The sequence below is a fragment of the Klebsiella sp. R390 genome, assembly GCF_051131745.1.
Classification (GTDB): Bacteria; Pseudomonadota; Gammaproteobacteria; order Enterobacterales; family Enterobacteriaceae; genus Klebsiella.
This window is the reverse complement of record NZ_CP180445.1, coordinates 2,801,740-2,821,493: the sequence shown is the minus strand read 5'-3', so window position 1 is coordinate 2,821,493 and position 19,754 is coordinate 2,801,740. Positions and strand designations below refer to the sequence as shown.

General features: G+C 56.1%; 17 protein-coding genes. 10 read left to right on the top strand and 7 right to left on the bottom strand.

All coding sequences use genetic code 11. The features are described from left to right. Positions 1-44 precede the first annotated feature (44 nt). Both glpX and fpr read left to right on the top strand, forming a co-directional pair. Positions 45-1,055 carry a class II fructose-bisphosphatase gene (gene glpX, locus ACMYSP_RS13100; RefSeq protein WP_434582511.1) on the top strand — a complete coding sequence of 337 codons (1,011 nt, stop codon included), beginning with the start codon at positions 45-47 and terminating at the stop codon, positions 1,053-1,055. 153 nt (positions 1,056-1,208) lie between these two features. Continuing rightward, positions 1,209-1,955, top strand: a complete 747-nt coding sequence (gene fpr, locus ACMYSP_RS13095; RefSeq protein ID WP_434582510.1) for a ferredoxin--NADP(+) reductase — start codon at positions 1,209-1,211, stop codon at positions 1,953-1,955. On the opposite strand, the gene ACMYSP_RS13090 is transcribed toward fpr, so the two are convergent. Next, positions 1,956-2,384, bottom strand: coding sequence for a DUF805 domain-containing protein (locus tag ACMYSP_RS13090; protein WP_434582509.1), 429 nt, complete (start codon positions 2,382-2,384; stop codon positions 1,956-1,958). A 112-nt stretch (positions 2,385-2,496) separates the two neighbouring features. Between ACMYSP_RS13090 and ACMYSP_RS13085 the strand changes: the two genes are divergently transcribed. Further along, positions 2,497-3,096 (top strand): DUF1454 family protein, encoded by a 600-nt coding sequence (locus ACMYSP_RS13085; protein ID WP_434582507.1) that lies wholly within the window; start codon positions 2,497-2,499, stop codon positions 3,094-3,096. A 109-nt stretch (positions 3,097-3,205) separates the two neighbouring features. Continuing rightward, positions 3,206-3,973: a triose-phosphate isomerase gene (gene tpiA, locus ACMYSP_RS13080; RefSeq protein ID WP_434582506.1), complete on the top strand. Its 768-nt coding sequence runs from the start codon at positions 3,206-3,208 to the stop codon at positions 3,971-3,973. 67 nt (positions 3,974-4,040) lie between these two features. Here the strand turns inward: tpiA and ACMYSP_RS13075 are convergent, their stop codons facing one another. The 4 genes from ACMYSP_RS13075 to zapB form a co-directional block, all read right to left on the bottom strand. Continuing rightward, the gene (locus ACMYSP_RS13075; protein WP_434582505.1) at positions 4,041-5,345 is read right to left on the bottom strand and encodes an SLC13 family permease; all 1,305 of its coding nucleotides are present in this window, start codon (positions 5,343-5,345) and stop codon (positions 4,041-4,043) included. Between the two features lie 73 nt (positions 5,346-5,418). Beyond that, the gene (locus ACMYSP_RS13070; RefSeq protein ID WP_434582504.1) at positions 5,419-6,174 is read right to left on the bottom strand and encodes a CDP-diacylglycerol diphosphatase; all 756 of its coding nucleotides are present in this window, start codon (positions 6,172-6,174) and stop codon (positions 5,419-5,421) included. 92 nt (positions 6,175-6,266) lie between these two features. Beyond that, positions 6,267-7,256 carry a sulfate ABC transporter substrate-binding protein gene (locus ACMYSP_RS13065; RefSeq protein WP_434582503.1) on the bottom strand — a complete coding sequence of 330 codons (990 nt, stop codon included), beginning with the start codon at positions 7,254-7,256 and terminating at the stop codon, positions 6,267-6,269. A 158-nt stretch (positions 7,257-7,414) separates the two neighbouring features. Then, a complete protein-coding gene (gene zapB / locus ACMYSP_RS13060) occupies positions 7,415-7,660 on the bottom strand; it encodes a septal ring assembly protein ZapB (RefSeq protein WP_095102595.1) in 246 nt (81 codons plus the stop codon). A 558-nt stretch (positions 7,661-8,218) separates the two neighbouring features. On the opposite strand from zapB, the gene ACMYSP_RS13055 reads away from it, so the two are divergent. Together ACMYSP_RS13055 and glpK are read left to right on the top strand one after the other, a co-directional pair. After that, positions 8,219-9,064, top strand: a complete 846-nt coding sequence (locus ACMYSP_RS13055; RefSeq protein ID WP_434582502.1) for an MIP/aquaporin family protein — start codon at positions 8,219-8,221, stop codon at positions 9,062-9,064. A 21-nt stretch (positions 9,065-9,085) separates the two neighbouring features. Continuing rightward, the gene (glpK, locus tag ACMYSP_RS13050) at positions 9,086-10,594 is read left to right on the top strand and encodes a glycerol kinase GlpK (protein ID WP_434582501.1); all 1,509 of its coding nucleotides are present in this window, start codon (positions 9,086-9,088) and stop codon (positions 10,592-10,594) included. 433 nt (positions 10,595-11,027) lie between these two features. Here glpK and gltS read toward each other — a convergent pair whose 3' ends face one another. Continuing rightward, the gene (gltS, locus tag ACMYSP_RS13045) at positions 11,028-12,230 is read right to left on the bottom strand and encodes a sodium/glutamate symporter (protein ID WP_123757085.1); all 1,203 of its coding nucleotides are present in this window, start codon (positions 12,228-12,230) and stop codon (positions 11,028-11,030) included. 287 nt (positions 12,231-12,517) lie between these two features. Between gltS and ACMYSP_RS13040 the strand changes: the two genes are divergently transcribed. The 4 genes from ACMYSP_RS13040 to ACMYSP_RS13025 all read left to right on the top strand — a co-directional run bounded on the left by ACMYSP_RS13040 (position 12,518) and on the right by ACMYSP_RS13025 (position 18,933). Further along, positions 12,518-13,909: a nucleobase:cation symporter-2 family protein gene (locus ACMYSP_RS13040; protein WP_434582500.1), complete on the top strand. Its 1,392-nt coding sequence runs from the start codon at positions 12,518-12,520 to the stop codon at positions 13,907-13,909. Positions 13,910-14,066: 157 nt separating this feature from the next. Beyond that, positions 14,067-15,776: an AsmA family protein gene (locus ACMYSP_RS13035; protein ID WP_434582499.1), complete on the top strand. Its 1,710-nt coding sequence runs from the start codon at positions 14,067-14,069 to the stop codon at positions 15,774-15,776. Between the two features lie 204 nt (positions 15,777-15,980). After that, positions 15,981-17,540, top strand: a complete 1,560-nt coding sequence (locus ACMYSP_RS13030; RefSeq protein ID WP_434582498.1) for a PTS transporter subunit EIIC — start codon at positions 15,981-15,983, stop codon at positions 17,538-17,540. 13 nt (positions 17,541-17,553) lie between these two features. Further along, a complete protein-coding gene (locus ACMYSP_RS13025; protein WP_434582497.1) occupies positions 17,554-18,933 on the top strand; it encodes a glycoside hydrolase in 1,380 nt (459 codons plus the stop codon). 79 nt (positions 18,934-19,012) lie between these two features. On the opposite strand, the gene ACMYSP_RS13020 is transcribed toward ACMYSP_RS13025, so the two are convergent. Then, a complete protein-coding gene (locus ACMYSP_RS13020; RefSeq protein ID WP_434582495.1) occupies positions 19,013-19,744 on the bottom strand; it encodes a MurR/RpiR family transcriptional regulator in 732 nt (243 codons plus the stop codon). Positions 19,745-19,754: the final 10 nt, after the last annotated feature.

Sequence of the window (19,754 nt, the reverse complement as noted above, 5' to 3'; positions counted from 1 at the left end):
GGGCCGTGACGCCTGGCACAATGTATCTTCACAACGAGTGGATTATGAAACGAGAACTGGCCATCGAATTTTCGCGTGTCACCGAAGCTGCCGCCCTGGCAGGCTATAAATGGTTGGGTCGTGGCGATAAAAACACCGCCGATGGCGCTGCGGTCAACGCCATGCGCATCATGCTCAATCTGATCAATATCGACGGCACCATCGTGATTGGCGAGGGTGAAATTGATGAAGCGCCGATGCTGTTTATTGGCGAGAAGGTCGGCACCGGCAACGGCGATGCGGTGGATATTGCCGTGGACCCGATCGAAGGGACCCGTATGACGGCAATGGGCCAGGCAAACGCCCTGGCGGTGATGGCGGTCGGCGACAAAGGCTGCTTCCTCAACGCGCCGGATATGTACATGGAAAAACTGATTGTCGGTCCCGGGGCCAAAGGGGCCATCGACCTCAATCTGCCTCTGGTTGAAAACCTGCACAATATCGCCGCGGCGCTGCAGAAACCACTGGGTGAGCTGACCGTGACCATTCTGGCCAAACCGCGCCACGATGCGGTCATTACCGAGCTGCAACAGGCCGGCGTCCGGGTCTTCGCGATCCCGGATGGCGACGTCGCAGCGTCGATTCTGACCTGCATGCCGGACAGCGAAGTCGACGTGCTGTATGGCATCGGCGGTGCGCCAGAAGGGGTAGTCTCTGCGGCGGTGATCCGCGCGCTGGATGGCGACATGCAGGGCCGTCTGCTGGCACGCCATGTCGTCAAAGGGGATACCGAAGAGAACCGTCGCATCGGCGAAAATGAGCTGGCGCGCTGCAAAGCGATGGGCATCGAAGCGGGCAAAGTGCTGCGCCTGGACGAGATGGCCCGCAGCGATAACGTCGTGTTCTCCGCCACCGGCATCACCAAAGGCGATCTGCTGGACGGCATCACCCGCAAAGGGAATATGGCCACCACCGAAACGCTGCTGATCCGCGGCAAATCCCGCACCATTCGCCGTATTCAGTCCATTCATTATCTCGACCGTAAAGATCCGGATATCCAGCTGCACATTCTGTAAGGCTGGGTGAAAAACGGCGAGCGGGCTTCCCCCCGGCTCGCCTGTTCCGTCACGGGAATATTTGATCAATAGAGCTTTTCTACCCCGTCGGGCTGGAAATCTTTGCCGTGTGCAACGAAGATAAGGCAACGCTTCGCGCAACGGGAGAAGAAGATGGCGGACTGGGTTAGCGGCAAAGTAACAAAAGTGACGTTCTGGACCGATACGTTGTTCAGCTTGTACCTCCATGCGCCGGTTCAACCGTTTACCGCCGGGCAGTTTGCCAAGCTCGGACTGGAGATCGACGGGGAGCGTGTACAGCGTGCCTACTCTTATGTGAATGCGCCAGGCAATCCCGATCTTGAGTTTTACCTGGTCACCGTGCCGGAGGGCAAACTCAGCCCTCGCCTGGCGGCCCTGAAACCGGGCGATGAGGTGCTAATCGTCAGCGAAGCCGCAGGCTTTTTTGTCCTCGAAGAGGTGCCGGATTGCGACACCCTGTGGATGCTGGCAACGGGCACCGCTATCGGCCCCTATCTGTCCATTCTGCAGGAAGGCAAAGACCTTGAGCGCTTTAAAAACCTGGTGCTGGTCCACGCCGCTCGCTATGAAGCCGACCTCAGCTACCTGCCATTGATGCGTGAGCTAGAACAACGCTATGGCGGAAAACTGCGGATTCAAACCGTCGTAAGCCGCGAGGCCGCGCCGGGTTCACTGACCGGGCGACTGCCCTTCCTGATTGAAACCGGCGCACTCGAAGAGGCCGTCGGCCTGCCGATGACGGCGGACACCAGCCACGTGATGCTGTGCGGTAATCCGCAGATGGTGCGTGACACTCAGCAGTTGTTGAAAGAGACCCGAGAGATGACCAAACATCTGCGTCGCCGGCCGGGCCACATGACTGCCGAGCATTACTGGTAATCAGGACGCCGCTTTCCAGCGCACATCCAACGTCTCTTTGCCAAATTTATTCTCGCCCTGGGTGCCCACAAACGCCCCCAGGTCGATAAGCATCATGACGATAATTAAGGTCGGGATAAACCGCCCTACGCCCCATTGCCAGACGCCGGGCAGCATCGCCCAGTTGCCGGCCAGCAGCATCCACGCCAGCACCATCAGCAACGCCCACAGCCCCGATTTTCCCCGGTCATGCAGTCGCTTAATGGTTACCGCCGCCGTCGGCCATAGCAGACAGACCAGCATGAATGCCGCAGTCTGCAAATTGAGTAAGTTGGTGCCGGCCAGGGTAAACAGCACGCACATGGCCAGGACCCAGATCCCCATCCAGATCCAGAAATCACGGCGTCCGATACGCCCTTTTATTGAGAACATCCACTGCTGTAGGGTCATGTTTTATTCCTTACCATCATCATTCGCGTAGTTTACCCTGAAGCCGCCACTTTTTGACAAGCGCGACGGTTCCCGTTTTAATCGTCAGCAGATAAAAAAAGGAAAGACTGACATGAAGATGTGGACGACATTGTGTTTTATAGGGCTGACAGCGTTATCTGTCGGCCAGAAGGCATTGTCCGCAGAGCCAGAATCTTCCGCCACAGCCCCCTATCTGCTGGCGGGCGCCCCCACCTTTGACATGTCCATCAGCGAGTTTCGGGAAAAATTCAACGCCGACAATCCAAAGCTCCCGCTGAATGAGTTTCGCGCTATCGCCTCTAACCGCGACCGGGAAAACCTGACGCGAGCGGCAAGCAAAATTAATGAGAATCTCTATGCCTCCGCGGCACTGGAGCGCGGGACGCTGAAAATAAAATCAATGCAGATCACCTGGCTGCCTATTCAGGGGCCGGAGCAGAAAGCCGCCAAAGCCAAAGCGCAGCTCTATATGAGCGCCGTATTGTGCGCCTTTGTCCCCACCATAAGCCTGGCGCAGAGCCAGCAAAAATTGCAGAAAATACTTGCCGCTGGCAAAGGCAAACGCTACTTCTCCGAAACGGAAGGCGCGATACGCTATGTGGTGGCAGACCACGGCGAAAAGGGGCTGACCTTCGCTGTTGAACCGATTAAGCTGGCGCTATCTGAATCGCTCGAGAGCAATAATAAATGACAAAAAGCAAAGCCTTTCCAGCGATGAATCTCTATACTGTTTGACAGACCATGCTGCCCTTCCGGGCGGCTATATTCCTTAATTCGCTTAAGTAGCGTGGAGAATTAAAATGCGACATCCTTTAGTGATGGGTAACTGGAAACTGAACGGCAGCCGCCACATGGTAAACGAACTGATCGCGAACCTGCGTACCGAACTGGCTGGCGTTTCTGGCTGTGCCGTTGCGATCGCTCCGCCAGAAATGTACATCGACCTGGCTAAGCACGCAGCAGAAGGTAGCCATATTCACCTGGGCGCGCAGAACGTAGACCTGAACCAGTCCGGCGCATTTACCGGTGAAACCTCCGCTCAAATGCTGAAAGATGTCGGTGCTGAATACATCATCATCGGTCACTCTGAGCGTCGTACTTACCACAAAGAATCTGACGAGTTCATCGCCAAGAAATTCGCCGTGCTGAAAGAGCAGGGTCTGATCCCGGTACTGTGCATTGGTGAAACCGAAGCGGAAAACGAAGCGGGCAAAACTGAAGAAGTGTGTGCACGCCAGATCGACGCCGTTCTGACCACTCAGGGCGCAGCTGCCTTCGAAGGCGTGGTTATCGCTTACGAACCAGTATGGGCTATCGGTACCGGCAAATCCGCGACTCCGGCTCAGGCTCAGGCCGTGCACAAATTCATCCGTGATCACATTGCTAAAGCCGACGCAAAAATCGCTGAGCAGGTCATCATCCAGTACGGCGGCTCTGTTAACGCATCCAACGCCGCAGAGCTGTTCACTCAGCCGGATATCGACGGCGCGCTGGTTGGCGGTGCATCCCTGAAAGCAGACGCTTTCGCGGTGATCGTGAAAGCAGCAGAAGCAGCGAAAAAAGCGTAATTCAATACGCCGGGAAACCCCGACGAGATGGATTCGTAACCCGGCTTAGCCTGCTAAGCCGGGTTTTTTATAGTTTCCCCAACGCCTGATACCACAGATAATCCAGCGGCAGCAGGATCAGATAGCTCACCATTGCCAGCGCAATACACAGCAGCATGCCGGAACGCGCCGGAACTTTCCCCAACGCCATCGCCACCACAATCGGTGAAGCCTGATACGGCAGCAGCGGTGTTGAATAGCCCAGCACCTGAATCATAATCACGCTTAACAGCGGGAAGCCGGTGGCATCGGCAAAACTCTGCGCAAACGTAGTGTACAGCGCGGGAACACCGTTGGCGGTCATAATGAAGTTCAGGGCGCTGGTGATGCCTGTTAAAGCGAGGAAGCTGGTAAACGGACTCTCCTTATCGAGCGGCATCACGTGCAGCAGCGCATTGCCCACCACCTCGCCGATGCCGGTTTGGGTGACGGTAATCGCCAGCCCGAGGATCCCGGCGACGTAAATGCAGGTGCGAATATTCACGCCGCTGGAGAACTCTTCCCCGCTGATAAACCCGACACGCGGCAGCAGCGTCACCACCGCGGCCGCCAGCCCGGTCCAGGCCGGACCGATGCCGTGCCAGCTCTCACTCACCCATAGCACCAGCACCACCGCCAGCAGCCACGCCAGGCGCTTCTCATCGCGACTCATCGGCGGCAAAGGTGTCAGATCGCGCGGTGGATGGGGTTTTCCAGGAAACAGCCAGCAAATCAGGGCAATCAATGCAGCGCCTTTCAGCCAGCCCAGCACCGGGGTGTGCAGCAGTAAATAGGGCAGATAGTTAAGGTGGATCCCGTAGGAGCCTTCTGCCGCCCCGCTCATCACCAGGTTCGGGACGTTGGCGGGCAGAATTGTGGCTGATAGCTGGAACGTCCCAAAACCCACCGCTAACGCCAGCCCGAACCAGGGGCGGGTGCCCTCCTCAATGCCCGCCCGCTTCGCCATCGCCGCAACAATCGGCATCAACAGGGCAATACGCCCCATGTTCGAGGGCATCACGAAGGCCAGTGCATAGCTCAGCAGCACCACGCTGGCGACCATCAGCGGCCAGGAGTCGGTTAATCGCGCCGACAGCGCCCGCGCCGCTCTGTCTGCCAGACCGGTTTTACGAATCGCAATGCCCAGGACAAAGCCGCTGAACACCAGCCAGAACGCCGACGAGGCAAAACCGCCAAAAATCACTTCCGGCGGAGCGATTTTGGCCATCATGGCGGCGGCGAAAAACAGCAGTGCGGTCATAAACTCCGGCAGCAGCGAGGTCGCCCACAGCAGGATGGTGATGCCAACAATGATAGAGGGAATGAACAGAGGATGGGAAAACCAGAGCGACATACCTGTCTCCTGTCGTTTTTTTCAGCAAGGATACGACGGACAGTAAGACAGGTAAATGCCAGATATAGTGGGGTTATCGCAGGATTGCGCAGCTATGATCCTGAATCTCTTCCGCCGAGGCACGATTGAGCGTCAGCAGGTTACGCTCGGTCGCCAACAGCACCAGCGAGCCGTCGCTCTGCTTCGCCATCGCCAGTGCAAAGCGCCCCATATGTTCGCGCGCTTCCGGCACCTCTTCCGCCAGCATCAGAAAAGGGCTGCGCTGCGCCAGCTCCGTCTCGGTGACCCGACGGGCCAGATATTCGTGGCCCATTAATCCGCCGGGCAGCGGCAGCCAGCGGCTACTAATGACCGCGGCTTCTTTATCCAGTTGCGTGCGGACATCGGGCCGTAAGCAGGAAATATGGATATGGAAATGATTTTGCGTACGCCCGCTGCGCGAATTAATTGTCAATGAGACCGCTTCATCCGAAACAGCAGAGCCACGACGCTGGCTCATGATTTCGCGCCCCTGCCAGGCCTGCCAGAAGAAGTTCGGCGTCAGTGGGTCAAGCAGAAGAGGGCTTTCGGTGCCGTTAATACGGTAAGTCGGCATCAGCAGATACTGGAGCGGGCCATTACGGTCTTTAAACAGGACATAGCCGCCCTTCAGGTTCACTTCCGCACAGGGCGCGGGATTCTGGTGCTGCTGTTGATTGGGAACACATTGTTGCAGAACAATTTTGCGCAACGCATCCGGATTGCCGGAATGGAGCCAGTAGTAACCGCCCGCAATCGCCGCCAGAACCACTACCAGCAGCACTAATAAAAGGTATCGCACTCTTCGCATTATGTTTTCCTGTCTCAGCCAGAACCGGAAGAGTAGCGCAGTTTGATGACTAAAAGATAACGCCCGGTGAGGAAACCGGGCGTTGGGGGAGATTAACGCTGACTGATTTGGTCGAAAGTACCGCCGTTAGAGAAGTGGGTTTTCTGTGCCTTGGTCCAACCGCCGAACTCATCATCGATGGTAAACAGCTTCAGTTTCGGGAACTCACTCGCATATTTCTTCGCCACTTCCGGGTCACGTGGGCGATAGTAGTTCTTCGCCGCGATCTCCTGGCCCTGCGGTGAGTACAGGTACTTCAGGTAGGCTTCGGCCACCTGACGAGTGCCTTTTTTGTCCACCACTTTGTCCACCACTGAGACGGTCGGCTCTGCGAGAATCGATTCGCTCGGGGTGACTATCTCAAACTTATCTTTGCCCAGTTCATTCGCCGCCAGCAGCGCTTCGTTTTCCCACGCAATCAGCACGTCGCCGATACCGCGTTCAACAAAGGTGTTTGTCGAGCCACGAGCGCCGGAATCCAGCACTTCAACATTCTTATACAGGGCCTTCACAAAGTCCTGAGCCTTAGCCTGGTCGCCGTTATTCTGGTGCAGGGCATAGCCCCATGCGGCCAGGTAATTCCAGCGCGCGCCACCGGAGCTTTTCGGGTTTGGCGTAATGACCGACACGCCCGGTTTGATCAAATCGTTCCAGTCATGGATCTGTTTCGGGTTACCCTTGCGCACAAGGAACACGATGGTTGAGGTATAAGGTGCGGAGTTATCCGGCAGGCGTTTCAGCCAGTTTTTATCGATACGACCGCGTTCGGCGATCGCGTCAACGTCATAGGCCAGTGCCAGGGTGACCACATCGGCTTCAATACCGTTGATGACCGACGTCGCCTGCTTGCCTGAGCCGCCGTGCGACTGACGAATAATCACGTTGTCGCCCGTCTCCTGTTTCCAGTGCGCGCTGAACGCTTTGTTGTACTGTTCGTACAGTTCGCGCGTTGGATCATAAGATACGTTTAATAACTGAATGTCTTTTGCCAGAACGCTGGCGGATGCCAGCAACAGAGTTAACCCAACGCCCCACTTATTCATCGCACCGCTCTCTTTATGTCGTGTTGTGATGGGATAAGCGTGCCAGAAAGCGAACCAATGATTAAAGAATAAAAAAAGATTGGCTATAACTTGAGAGTATATATAACGCGGGGAAATGCTTACCCTCCCCCGAACAGGAGAGGGTGAGGACGAGAGGGTTACACTTCTTCCATGCGACCCAGCAGTGCCTGCAGACGATCCTGCCAGCCCTGCTGTTGTTCTCTCAGCTGACCGTTTTCACGTTCCAGCTCTTCACGGCTGTGCTGTGCGCCCTGAACTTCCTGCGCCAGCGTGTTGTTTTTTTCTTTCAGCTCTTCGATTTCCATCTGTAACAGAGTGATGGTATCAATCGCCTGCTGTACTTTTGATTCTAATTTCTCAAACACTTCTAATGACATCGTCATACCTCTCCTGAACTTGCAAGGCGTTGATAGAGTACTATCCCGTACACGCCGTCTTTCAAGCTGCTTCTGCGTTAGCGGGTTCGCCCCGGTCGCTTACTACAGTAAGCGGCTGAGGATTCATTCGCTGGCCGTTTTGACGCATCCCGAATGATGTTGTGTACCTACGCGGTGACGCCTTAACGAAAATAAGCGCGCTACAGTGATCATGCTGTCGATTGTATGAATCCCCGCCGTCCCTGTCCAGCGACAACCCGCGTAGATCGCGGTTTGCAACACTTTTCAGTCTTTACCTGGCGCATTCGGCGCTTTTCCCCGGAACTTCTCCCGCAATTGTTAATCAATGGGTTAACAAAAACCGCCATCAAAGCGTCTTTGATGTGTCACAACACGCGTTTATAGCGCGAAATCGCTCATTTTCTTGACGCAGTACACACATTTATATTTCGATATTTCTCGTTTTTGTTCGTTAACGATAAATTAACACTATGCCTACATGGCAGCGTGGTCGCTTGCGACCTTCATACATACCATAATCACCACTTCGCTTCAGGATTCGATATGAGCCAAACATCAACATTAAAAGGCCAATGCATCGCAGAGTTCCTAGGTACCGGGTTGTTGATCTTTTTCGGGGTTGGATGCGTTGCCGCATTAAAAGTGGCAGGTGCCAGCTTCGGTCAGTGGGAAATCAGCATCATCTGGGGTCTGGGGGTGGCCATGGCTATCTATCTGACCGCGGGTGTTTCCGGTGCACACCTCAACCCTGCCGTCACGATCGCACTGTGGCTTTTTGCCTGCTTCGACGGGCGTAAAGTTGTACCCTTTATCTTTTCTCAATTTGCCGGCGCCTTTTGCGCTGCAGCGTTAGTTTACGGGCTTTACTACAATCTTTTCTTCGATTTCGAACACAGCCACAATATGGTGCGTGGCAGCGTCGAAAGTCTTGAGCTGGCCGGTATCTTCTCCACTTACCCGAACCCACATATCAATTTTGTGCAGGCATTCGCGGTAGAAATGGTGATTACCGCTATCCTGATGGGCGTGATTCTGGCGCTGACCGACGACGGCAACGGTATACCGCGTGGCCCGCTGGCGCCGCTGTTGATTGGTCTGTTAATCGCCGTCATCGGCGCATCGATGGGGCCGCTGACCGGTTTTGCCATGAACCCGGCGCGTGACCTGGGACCGAAAACGTTCGCCTGGCTCGCCGGCTGGGGTGACGTCGCCTTTACCGGCGGCAAAGATATCCCTTATTTCCTGGTGCCGCTGTGTGCACCGGTGGTGGGCGCCGCGCTGGGCGCGTTCAGCTACCGCAAGCTGATCGGCCGCCATCTGCCATGCGACACCTGCGTCGAGGAAGAGAAAGAGACCACCTCGACCACGCAACACAACGCTTCGCTGTAATCTGACTACGGGACACATACTATGACCGACAAAAAATATATCGTTGCGCTCGACCAGGGCACCACCAGCTCCCGGGCCGTTGTGATGGATCATGATGCCAATATCGTCAGCGTATCGCAGCGCGAATTTGAACAAATTTATCCGCGACCAGGCTGGGTTGAGCACGACCCGATGGAAATCTGGGCTTCCCAAAGCTCCACGCTGGTTGAAGTACTGGCAAAAGCCGATATTAGCTCCGATGAGATTGCCGCTATCGGCATCACCAACCAGCGCGAAACCGCTATTGTGTGGGAGCGTGAGACGGGCAAGCCGATTTATAACGCGATCGTCTGGCAGTGCCGTCGTACCGCCGAAATCTGTGAGCAACTGAAGCGTGACGGGATGGAAGAATACATCCGTAAGGCCACCGGACTGGTGGTTGACCCGTACTTCTCCGGGACCAAAGTAAAATGGATTCTGGACCACGTTGAAGGTTCACGTGAGCGCGCAAAACGCGGCGAGCTGCTGTTTGGCACCGTGGATACCTGGCTGGTATGGAAAATGACCCAGGGCCGTGTCCACGTGACCGACTACACCAACGCCTCGCGTACCATGCTGTTCAATATTAACGATCTGGACTGGGACGATAAGATGCTCGACGCGCTGGATATTCCGCGCGCCATGCTGCCGGAAGTGCGCAAGTCTTCCGAAGTGTACGGTCAGACCAACATCGGTGGTAAAGGCGGTACGCGTATTCCTATCGCCGGCATCGCGGGCGACCAGCAGGCGGCGCTGTTCGGCCAGCTGTGCGTTAAAGAGGGGATGGCGAAGAACACCTACGGTACCGGCTGCTTTATGCTGATGAATACCGGTGAAAAGGCGGTGGCGTCGACCCACGGTCTGCTGACCACCATCGCCTGCGGTCCGCGTGGTGAAGTGAACTATGCGCTGGAAGGTGCGGTGTTTATGGCCGGCGCCTCTATTCAGTGGCTGCGCGACGAAATGAAGCTGATTAACGACGCGTTCGATTCCGAATATTTCGCCACCAAGGTGAAGGATACCAACGGGGTGTATGTCGTCCCGGCGTTTACCGGCCTCGGCGCACCATACTGGGACCCGTATGCACGCGGCGCGATCTTCGGCCTGACCCGCGGAGTGAATGCCAACCACATTATCCGTGCCACCCTGGAATCTATTGCCTATCAGACACGTGACGTGCTGGAAGCGATGCAGGCGGACTCTGGTATTCGTCTGCATGCACTGCGTGTCGACGGTGGTGCGGTCGCCAACAATTTCCTGATGCAGTTCCAGTCAGACATTCTGGGCACCCGCGTAGAGCGCCCGGAAGTCCGTGAAGTCACCGCGTTGGGCGCCGCTTACCTGGCAGGCCTGGCCGTCGGCTTCTGGCAAAATCTGGATGAGCTGCAGGAGAAAGCCGTTATTGAACGCGAGTTCCGTCCGGGGATCGAAACCACCGAGCGTAACTACCGCTACAGCGGTTGGAAAAAAGCGGTGAAACGCGCCCTGGCGTGGGAAGAGCACGAAGAGTAAGTTCTCTCAGTCCCCGGTGGCGCTGCGCTGACCGGGCTACAAGCCAGCACAAACCGTTGGAGTAGCCCGGACAGGTGCGCAACACCGCCTCCGGGAAATCCTGCCGAACAATGCAGTCCCGGTGGCGCTGCGCTGACCGGGCTACTGGCCAGCACAGACCGTTGGAGTAGCCCGGACAGGTGCGCAACACCGCCTCCGGGAAATCCTGCCGAACAATGCAGTCCCCGGTGGCGCTGCGCTGACCGGGCTACTGGCCAGCACAGACCGTTGGAGTAGCCCGGACAGGTGCGTAGCACCGCCTCCGGGAAATCCTGCCAGTCAATGCAGTCCCGGTGGCGCTACGCTGACCGGGCTACAAGCCAGCACAAACCGTTGGAGTACCCGGACAGGTGCGCAACACCGCCTCCGGGGAGGCCTGAAAGACGACGGGGATTCAGCCAAAGATCGGCAACAGCAGATACAGCTTAATCACCAGCGCGTTCACAATATCGATAAAGAACGCCCCCACCATCGGCACCACCAGAAACGCCATATGCGACGGGCCAAAGCGGTCAGTAATCGCCTGCATATTGGCAATCGCCGTCGGCGTTGCGCCCAGACCAAAGCCACAGTGACCGGCAGCCAGCACCGCGGCATCATAGTTTTTGCCCATCATGCGGTAGGTGACGAAAATCGAATACAGCGCCATCGCCACCGCCTGCACCGCGAGGATCGCAAGCATTGGCAGCGCCAGCGAAGCCAGCTCCCACAGCTTCAGGCTCATCAGCGCCATGGCAAGGAACAGCGACAGGCTGACGTTACCCAGTATCGATACCGCCCGATCAAACACGCGATAGAAGCCCGCCAGCGCCAGACCATTGCTGAGGATCACGCCGATGAACAACACGCAGACAAAGGTCGGTAATTCCAGCACGGTTCCCATCAGCAGTTGCGCAACCACCTTCCCGAGCGTCAGACAGATTGCGATTAAGGCAATACTTTCGATCAGCACCAGCGAGGTGATCATTCGGCCCATCTCAGGCTTTTCAAACGCGGTAGGCGCCAGCTGATCGTCCGGCGTTCCGTCCGGAGAAGAGGAGTGTTTAACCAGATAACGTGCGACCGGGCCGCCAATCAGGCCGCCCAGCACCAGACCGAAGGTGGCGCAGGCCATTGCCACTTCGGTGGCGTTGGCAAAACCGTAACGTTCTACAAACAGCTTACTCCACGCCGCCCCGGTACCGTGGCCGCCGGAGAGGGTGATCGAACCGGCCAGCAGGCCCATCAGCGGGTCCAGGCCAAGCAGCTTCGCCATACCAATGCCGAGGGCGTTTTGCAGCAGCAGCAGACCCACCACCACAATCAGAAACGTCCCCAGAACTTTACCACCTGCCCGCAGGCTGGCCAGGTTCGCGTTAAGCCCGATCGTCGCAAAAAACGCCAGCATCAGCGGGTCTTTCAGGCTCATATCAAAATCGATTTCCCAACCCATGCTTTTTTTCAGCACCAGTAGCGCCAGCGCTACCAGCAGGCCGCCAGCAACAGGTTCAGGGATAGTGTATTTTTTCAGGAAGGGGACTTTCTGGACAAGCTGTCTGCCCAGAAGCAGCACTAAGGTTGCGGCAACGAGCGTCGATAAGGTATCGAGGTGAAACATAAAAAAGAGCTCCTTATTTGCGCATGATTCATTCACACGCGACGGTATTCCCGGTGTCGATAGATTCTCGTCTTGAGAAATCGGAGCCAGATTTTAAGCAGAAGCACGTAGCAAATAACAGGAAAAGATAGTTTGTTTTGATATTGATGCGATCAAGCATACAAAATGTTAATAAAATTTCCGGACTGGTTTTTTGTATAAAAATTTCCCGCCAAAGAGTGGCAAACGTTTGCTTTTGTACTACAGTCCGATAAAATTCCCGCTTTGATACTTTGGGAATGCTTGTGATGTCCGTTAATACCGCCGAGTCAGAAGTTGCGCAACCGGTTGCGTCGAAAACAACCAGCGAATTAATCTACCGTCTCGAAGACCGCCCGCCTTTACCACAAACCCTGTTTGCCGCCTTTCAGCACCTGCTGGCAATGTTTGTCGCGGTCATCACACCGGCGTTACTCATCTGCCAGGCGCTGGGCCTTCCGGCTCAGGATACCCAGCACATCATCAGCATGTCGCTGTTCGCTTCCGGCGTGGCATCTATCATCCAGATTAAAGCCTGGGGCCCGGTCGGCTCCGGCCTGCTCTCCATCCAGGGCACCAGTTTTAACTTCGTCGCCCCGCTGATTATGGGCGGAACCGCGCTAAAAACCGGCGGCGCCGACGTGCCAACGATGATGGCAGCGCTGTTCGGCACCCTGATGCTGGCAAGCTGCACGGAAATGGTCATTTCCCGCGTGCTGCACCTGGCCCGGCGAGTGATCACCCCGCTGGTCTCTGGCGTAGTGGTGATGATTATCGGCCTGTCGCTGATTCAGGTCGGCCTGACCTCAATTGGCGGCGGCTACGCGGCCATGGCGGACCATACTTTTGGCGCGCCGAAAAACCTGCTGCTGGCGGGCATCGTGCTGGCACTGATTATTATTCTTAACCGTCAGCGCAACCCGTACCTGCGCATCGCATCGCTGGTGATCGCCATGGCGGCGGGCTATCTGGCAGCCTGGCTGCTCGATATGCTGCCGACCAATGCCGCTCCGGCCAACGACAGCCTGATCATGGTTCCAACGCCGCTCTACTACGGCCTCGGCATTGACTGGAGCCTGCTGCTGCCGCTGATGCTGGTGTTTATGATCACCTCGCTGGAAACCATCGGCGACATCACCGCGACCTCCGACGTTTCCGAGCAGCCGGTTTCCGGCCCGCTGTATATGAAACGCCTGAAAGGTGGCGTGCTGGCGAACGGTCTGAACTCCTTTGTTTCTGCCGTCTTCAACACCTTCCCGAACTCCTGTTTTGGCCAGAATAACGGCGTGATCCAGCTGACCGGTGTAGCCAGCCGCTATGTCGGTTTTGTGGTGGCGCTGATGCTGATCGTGCTTGGCCTGTTCCCGGCGGTCAGCGGCTTTGTGCAGCACATTCCTGAGCCGGTACTGGGCGGCGCCACGCTGGTTATGTTCGGTACCATCGCCGCGTCCGGCGTGCGTATCGTCTCCCGCGAGCCGCTGAACCGTCGCGCGATCCTGATTATCGCCCTGTCGCTGGCCGTCGGTCTCGGCGTGTCCCAGCAGCCGCTGATTTTGCAGTTCGCCCCTGACTGGTTGAAGAACCTGCTCTCCTCCGGGATTGCTGCCGGCGGTATTACGGCGATTGTCCTGAACCTGGTCTTCCCACCAGAGAAAAACTGATCCTGCCTTAATTTCCCCGGTCGCATTCGGCGGCCGGGGCAACCTGCGTATGACCCCTGCGATAACCTCACATCATCTGATTACACAATTCCTGTCTTGAGGATTGCGCATAATTCGGGCATAACAGCCTTATGTACCTCGCTCAGGATGTAAGACCATGAAATTGCCTGGAAAGTTACTGCTCTGGCTGCTGACCGCCCTGCTGGTCGCGATCGTCGCCGCCTGGTTCCTGCTGCAGACCCATTGGGGGGCGCGTCAGGCCAGCGCCTGGCTGAGTGACGGCACCGGCTGGCAGGTCTCCTTTGACGAGATGGATCACGACTTCTCTTCACCGCTGCATCTGCAGCTGAAAAATGTGACGTTCGGGCGCGACGGCAAGCCGCCTACGCTGGTCGCCAAAACGGTCGATATTGGCTTCAGTACCCGCCAGTTCAGCGACCCGCTGCACGCCGACGAGATTGTGCTGAGCGACGGGACATTAAACCTTTCCCCCTCTTCTGCCTCCTTGCCTTTTGCCGCCGACCGCCTGCAGTTGCGCAATATGGCGTTTAACAGCCCGGAAACCGGCTGGGACCTGAGCGCCCAGCGCGTCACCGGCGGCGTCAGCCCCTGGGCGCCGGAAGCAGGCAATGTGCTGGGTAAAAAGGCGCAGATTCAGATGAGCGCCGGTTCGTTGACCCTCAACGGCGTTGATGCCAGCAACGTGTTGATTCAGGGCAGCCTCGATAACGGCGAGGTCACGCTCTCCACCCTCGGCGCCGATGTCGCGCGCGGGACGCTGACCGGTAACGCCAGACGCAACGCCGACGGCAGCTGGTTGGTGGATAATCTACAGCTCAACGAAATTCGCCTGCAGAGCGATAAATCACTGGCGGACTTCTTCACCCCGCTGACCAGCATTCCTTCGCTGCAAATTGGCCGCCTCGATATGACCGATGCGCGCCTGCAGGGGCCGGACTGGGCGGTGACGGACCTCGACCTTAACCTGCGGAACCTGACCCTGAGCCACGGCGACTGGCAGAGCGAAGAGGGAACCCTGTCGATGAACGCCAGCGAGTTCATTAACGGCTCGCTGCATCTGCTCGACCCGATCGCTAATGCCGAATTCTCCCCTCAGGGGATTGCCCTGCGCCAGTTTACGTCGCGCTGGGAAGGAGGAATGGTGCGCACTTCCGGTAACTGGTTACGCGCCGGTAACGCGTTGGTGCTGGATGACGCTGCCTTTGCCGGGCTGGAGTACACCCTTCCTGAGAACTGGAAACAGCTGTGGATGGAGCCGCTGCCAGCCTGGCTGCAAAGCCTGACGCTGAAAAAATTCAGCGCCAGCCGTAACCTGGTGATCGACATCGATCCTACGTTCCCGTGGCAGATCACCGCCCTTGACGGTTACGGTGGCGAATTGCAGCTGGTGAAAGATCGTCGCTGGGGCGTCTGGAACGGTAACGCCACGCTGAATGCCGCTGCCGCGACCTTTAACCGCGTGGATGTCCGTCGCCCCTCGTTAAAACTGAGCGCCAACGCCTCCACGGTCAATATTAATGAGCTGAGCGCCTTTACCGAGCGCGGCATTCTGCAGGCTACCGCCGCGGTATCGCAGCTTCCCCAGCGCCAGGTCACCCTGAGCCTCAACGGCCGCGGCGTGCCGCTGAATATTCTGCAACAGTGGGGCTGGCCGGCCTTGCCGATTACCGGCGATGGTAACTTCCAGCTGACCGCTGGCGGCAGCGTGCTGGCAGAGGCGCCGCTGAAACCGACGGTAAACGGCCAGCTCAGTGCAGTAAATATGGATAAACAGCCGGTTGCGCAGACCATGCGCAACGGCGAGGTCACGACCGCCCAGGCCGCGCCAGCCCCTGTCGCCCCTTAAATCGTTCTTTCTTTCAGCCTTCTCCCCACCGGGAGAAGGCCTCTCATGCCGTCCCGTCACTGAAACCTGTTGCCATATTGCGGCTGTTTGTACCTATTTCCCGCAACCTGTTCCTTTCAAATAGCGGAATTGCTATAACAAAAATACTGGAAGTAAAAAAAAATAATTAAAGTCCCTGTATCTACAAAAATAAAAGGAACAACTATGTCTGTAATACGTCAACATGCTCTGGAGAATATGCAAAAATTCTCCAGAGCAATGATCGGTGCAGTATTGTTCTTGCCAGTTATCGGTTTAATTCTGGCACTCAGCTCTGTCTTAACGAACCCCACATTAATTTCTGAAACCAGTTTCTTACATCAGCTTGGTCAGTTACTCGGCGATACCTTCTGGCCATTATTCGGCAATCTCGGATTACTGTTTTGCGTCGGTATTAGCTACGGTCTGGCAAAAGATAAAAAAACTGAAGTGGCACTGGTTTCGGTAATGTGCTTTATCATGTTCCTGGGCGCCAACCATTCGTGGCTGGAGCATACTCACGGCATTGCCGAAAAAATTAACGGCGAATATTACGGCACCGGCCAGACACAGCTTTTAGGGTTTGTGGTGGTCGATATGGGGGTTTTCCTCGGCATTATTCTCGGCTGCACTATCGCCTGGGTCCATAATAAAGTCTCAACGATAGAACTGCCCGGCGCGCTGTCGATGTACGGCGGCGCCAAGCTGACGCTGGTAGCCATGACGCCGGTGATCATCTTCTATGCTATCGCCTTCACCTGGATCTGGCCGTTTATGACGCACGGCATTGCGGCATTAACCGGGTTTATGAAAAATGCCGGCGTTGCGGGCGTCTTCGTCTACGGTTTCTTTGAAAAATTCCTCATCCCGACCGGCCTGCACCATTTCGTGTGGTCGCCGTTCCAGTTAACGCAAATCGGCGGCACGCTGAACGTTGACGGCCAGGTCGTTTCCGGCACCCAGGCCATTTTCCTCGCCTATATGCGCCATCCGGATCTGACCCCGGTGATGAACGACGCCCTACGCTTCTCGCAGCAAGGGATGACCACCATCTTCGGCCTTGCCGGAGCCTCACTGGCGTTCTACCACACCGCAAAACCCGAGAAGAAAATGCTGGCCAAAGCGATTCTGCTGCCCGCCATCATCACCTCAATGCTGACCGGTATTACCGAACCCATTGAGTTCACCTTCCTGTTTGTTTCACCGCTGCTGTGGGTTATTCACGCCACGCTCACCGCCGCATCCCAGGCAATTTGCGACATCTTTACCGTTCGTCCGTGGGGCGCATCAGGGTTGATCGAATTCCTGATTTATAACCTGCCACTGCCCGTGTCATTAACACGCTGGCCTGGCTATGTTCTTATCGGTATCGGCCAGTTTGGCGTCTACTACGTTATTTTCCGTACTCTGGTGGTTAAGCTGAATCTGAAAACACCAGGCCGCGAAGATGATGAAAACGTGAAGCTATATAGCAAAGCCGATTATCGCCAGAAGATGAATGATAAATCGGCGGTGACAGATGAGATTATTAATGGCTTAGGCGGTAAAGATAATATTATTTCCGTGGACAATTGTTTTACCCGCCTGCGGGTTGCAATACGGAATATGGATCTGGTTGACGATGTCATATTAAAAAGCACCGGTGCTAACGGCGTCGTGCGCAACAGAAATGAAGTACAGGTTATTTATGGCGTCAAAGTGGGACAAGTCCGTTCCCGGGTTGATAGCTGGCTTGCAGAAAATTAATCAGGAGTTATGTATGAAATTAACCGTATTAGGCGGGGGCGGCGTTCGCTCTGCGTTCCTGGCAAAGTCACTGGCTTATAACGCGCACCGCATTGGTTTAACGGAAGTGGTATTTCTCGACAGCTCCGCTGATAACCTGGCCATTTTTGGTGAGATCGCCCGCTATGTCTTTCAGGCTATCCGCCCGGATATTCATTTTAGCATTACCCGCGATCCGGTCGCGGCACTGACCGCAACTAACTACGTCATTACCACCCTAAGAGTGGGCGGCGATGAGAGCCGTATTCGCGACGAGCGTATTGCGCTGGAGCATAATACGTTGGGCCAGGAGACTACCGGTGCCGGTGGTTTTGCCATGGCGATGCGTTCGATACCGGCGATTCTGGACTACTGTCGCCTGATTGAAGAGCACGCCGCCGACGATGCGATTCTGTTTAACTTCACCAATCCGTCAGGGCTGGTGACCGAAGCGATTATCAAGTCGGGCTTTAAGCGCCGCGTGTACGGTATCTGCGATGCGCCATCGGAGCTGATCCGCGAGCTGCCTGAGATTCTGGGCTGCGACGAGCGTGACCTTAGCGTCGAGTGCTATGGCCTGAACCATTTCTCATGGTTTACCCACTTCACGGTGCGTGGGGAGGACGTAACCGAACGGCTGATCGCCAGCCCGGAGCTGTACCATAAAACGGCGATGCAGTATTTCTCGCCGGAGCTGGTGAAGCTGTGTGATAACCAGCTACTGAACGAATATCTCTATTACTACTACTACCGCGAAGTGGCGTTAAAGGCGATTCAGGACGCGCCGGAAACCCGCGGCGAACAGATCGCCCGCATCAACCGCGATATGCGCGATGAGCTGCACACCGTGGATGTCCATACCAACCCGGAAGCGGCGTTTAATATCTGGATGAAGCACTACCTGCGCCGGGAAAATAGCTATATGCAAAATGAGTCGCAGCAGGAGAAGTTCCATACCCGTGAACCGCTCACCCTGCAGCAGTTTATCGAAGAGCCGGATACCGGCGGCTACGCGGGCGTGGCGCTGGATATTCTCGAGGCGGTCAACAGCACCACCACCAAACGGATTGTCGTCTCGATATCCAATAACACCACCCTCGATTTTTTACGCCCTGATGACGTCATTGAGATCAGCTGCGATCTGAGCAGAGAAGGTCTGAAGCCGGTCACCCCGGCACAGGTGCCAACGGCGCAGAAGAACATGATCGCCTGCGTCAAAGAGTATGAACGTCTGGCGGTGGCGGCCATTCTACAGCGGGACAAATCGCTGGCGATCCGGGCATTGATGGCCCATCCGCTGGTCGGTTCCTGGTCGCTGGCGCAGAAGCTGGCTAACGCCTACCTCGACGATAAACTGTTTGCCGACTGGCAATAACGCCCCCTCCCGGTGGCGCTGCGCTGACCGGGCTACCGGCTCAGCGCGATGTTGTGACCTTGTAGCCCGGACAGGCGCATTAAGCGCCGCCTCCGGGGATCCCCATCTGGATAAACCACATCTTCAGAAAGCGCTCAAAACCTAATATGCAGTAGCCAAAAAACGGGTTGCTCCAGTAAATATCATCATCAAATTTCTGCGGGTCGTGGATAATGAACGCGGTATCCGCCGCCTGGGCCAGCGGGCTTTGATAATCGCCGGTAAAGCAGACCAGGTTAATCTCCTTGCCCTCCAGCGCCTTCACCCAATTTAGCGCCGAACTACTGCGTCCTGATTTAGAAATTATCCAGATAGAGTCAAATTTGGCGGCGTTCTTTTGCTCGAGAATTTCATAATCCGGCCACAGGGCGAGGCTGGCATTTACGCCGGTTACCAGGAACTTATTATAAATATATTGGGCAATCAGCTGCGAAAAGCCGCTGCCGTGGATCAGGATGCGATGCTGCTGAAGGCTTTCCAGCAGCGGGGTGACCTGCTCCGCCGGGAGAATGCTCATATAGTCGATATCATTGGTGACATCGAGCTTAGGCATCGTGATGTTGAATTTAATGAAATAGACCAGCTCCAGCCAGCCGCTGAACTTCAGCTTCTTTGCCAGACGCACCAGCGACGAAGGATTGCTGTAGCAACGCTCAGCAACCGCGCGGATCCCCTCTCGCACGCACTGTTCAGGATCGTTCTGAATAAAGCGCAGAACGGTCATTTCTGTTTTATTCAGCTTCACGTCACGAAAGATATTTTCTAAATCCATTCCTGGCTCC

What these genes read in the sequence shown, in the direction of transcription:
- glpX (WP_434582511.1), top strand. Translation starts at nt 45, where the DNA reads ATGAAACGAGAACTGGCCATCGAATTTTCGCGTGTCACCGAAGCTGCC.
- fpr (WP_434582510.1), top strand. Translation starts at nt 1,209, where the DNA reads ATGGCGGACTGGGTTAGCGGCAAAGTAACAAAAGTGACGTTCTGGACC.
- ACMYSP_RS13090 (WP_434582509.1), bottom strand. Translation starts at nt 2,384, where the DNA reads ATGACCCTACAGCAGTGGATGTTCTCAATAAAAGGGCGTATCGGACGC.
- ACMYSP_RS13085 (WP_434582507.1), top strand. Translation starts at nt 2,497, where the DNA reads ATGAAGATGTGGACGACATTGTGTTTTATAGGGCTGACAGCGTTATCT.
- tpiA (WP_434582506.1), top strand. Translation starts at nt 3,206, where the DNA reads ATGCGACATCCTTTAGTGATGGGTAACTGGAAACTGAACGGCAGCCGC.
- ACMYSP_RS13075 (WP_434582505.1), bottom strand. Translation starts at nt 5,345, where the DNA reads ATGTCGCTCTGGTTTTCCCATCCTCTGTTCATTCCCTCTATCATTGTT.
- ACMYSP_RS13070 (WP_434582504.1), bottom strand. Translation starts at nt 6,174, where the DNA reads ATGCGAAGAGTGCGATACCTTTTATTAGTGCTGCTGGTAGTGGTTCTG.
- ACMYSP_RS13065 (WP_434582503.1), bottom strand. Translation starts at nt 7,256, where the DNA reads ATGAATAAGTGGGGCGTTGGGTTAACTCTGTTGCTGGCATCCGCCAGC.
- zapB (WP_095102595.1), bottom strand. Translation starts at nt 7,660, where the DNA reads ATGACGATGTCATTAGAAGTGTTTGAGAAATTAGAATCAAAAGTACAG.
- ACMYSP_RS13055 (WP_434582502.1), top strand. Translation starts at nt 8,219, where the DNA reads ATGAGCCAAACATCAACATTAAAAGGCCAATGCATCGCAGAGTTCCTA.
- glpK (WP_434582501.1), top strand. Translation starts at nt 9,086, where the DNA reads ATGACCGACAAAAAATATATCGTTGCGCTCGACCAGGGCACCACCAGC.
- gltS (WP_123757085.1), bottom strand. Translation starts at nt 12,230, where the DNA reads ATGTTTCACCTCGATACCTTATCGACGCTCGTTGCCGCAACCTTAGTG.
- ACMYSP_RS13040 (WP_434582500.1), top strand. Translation starts at nt 12,518, where the DNA reads ATGTCCGTTAATACCGCCGAGTCAGAAGTTGCGCAACCGGTTGCGTCG.
- ACMYSP_RS13035 (WP_434582499.1), top strand. Translation starts at nt 14,067, where the DNA reads ATGAAATTGCCTGGAAAGTTACTGCTCTGGCTGCTGACCGCCCTGCTG.
- ACMYSP_RS13030 (WP_434582498.1), top strand. Translation starts at nt 15,981, where the DNA reads ATGTCTGTAATACGTCAACATGCTCTGGAGAATATGCAAAAATTCTCC.
- ACMYSP_RS13025 (WP_434582497.1), top strand. Translation starts at nt 17,554, where the DNA reads ATGAAATTAACCGTATTAGGCGGGGGCGGCGTTCGCTCTGCGTTCCTG.
- ACMYSP_RS13020 (WP_434582495.1), bottom strand. Translation starts at nt 19,744, where the DNA reads ATGGATTTAGAAAATATCTTTCGTGACGTGAAGCTGAATAAAACAGAA.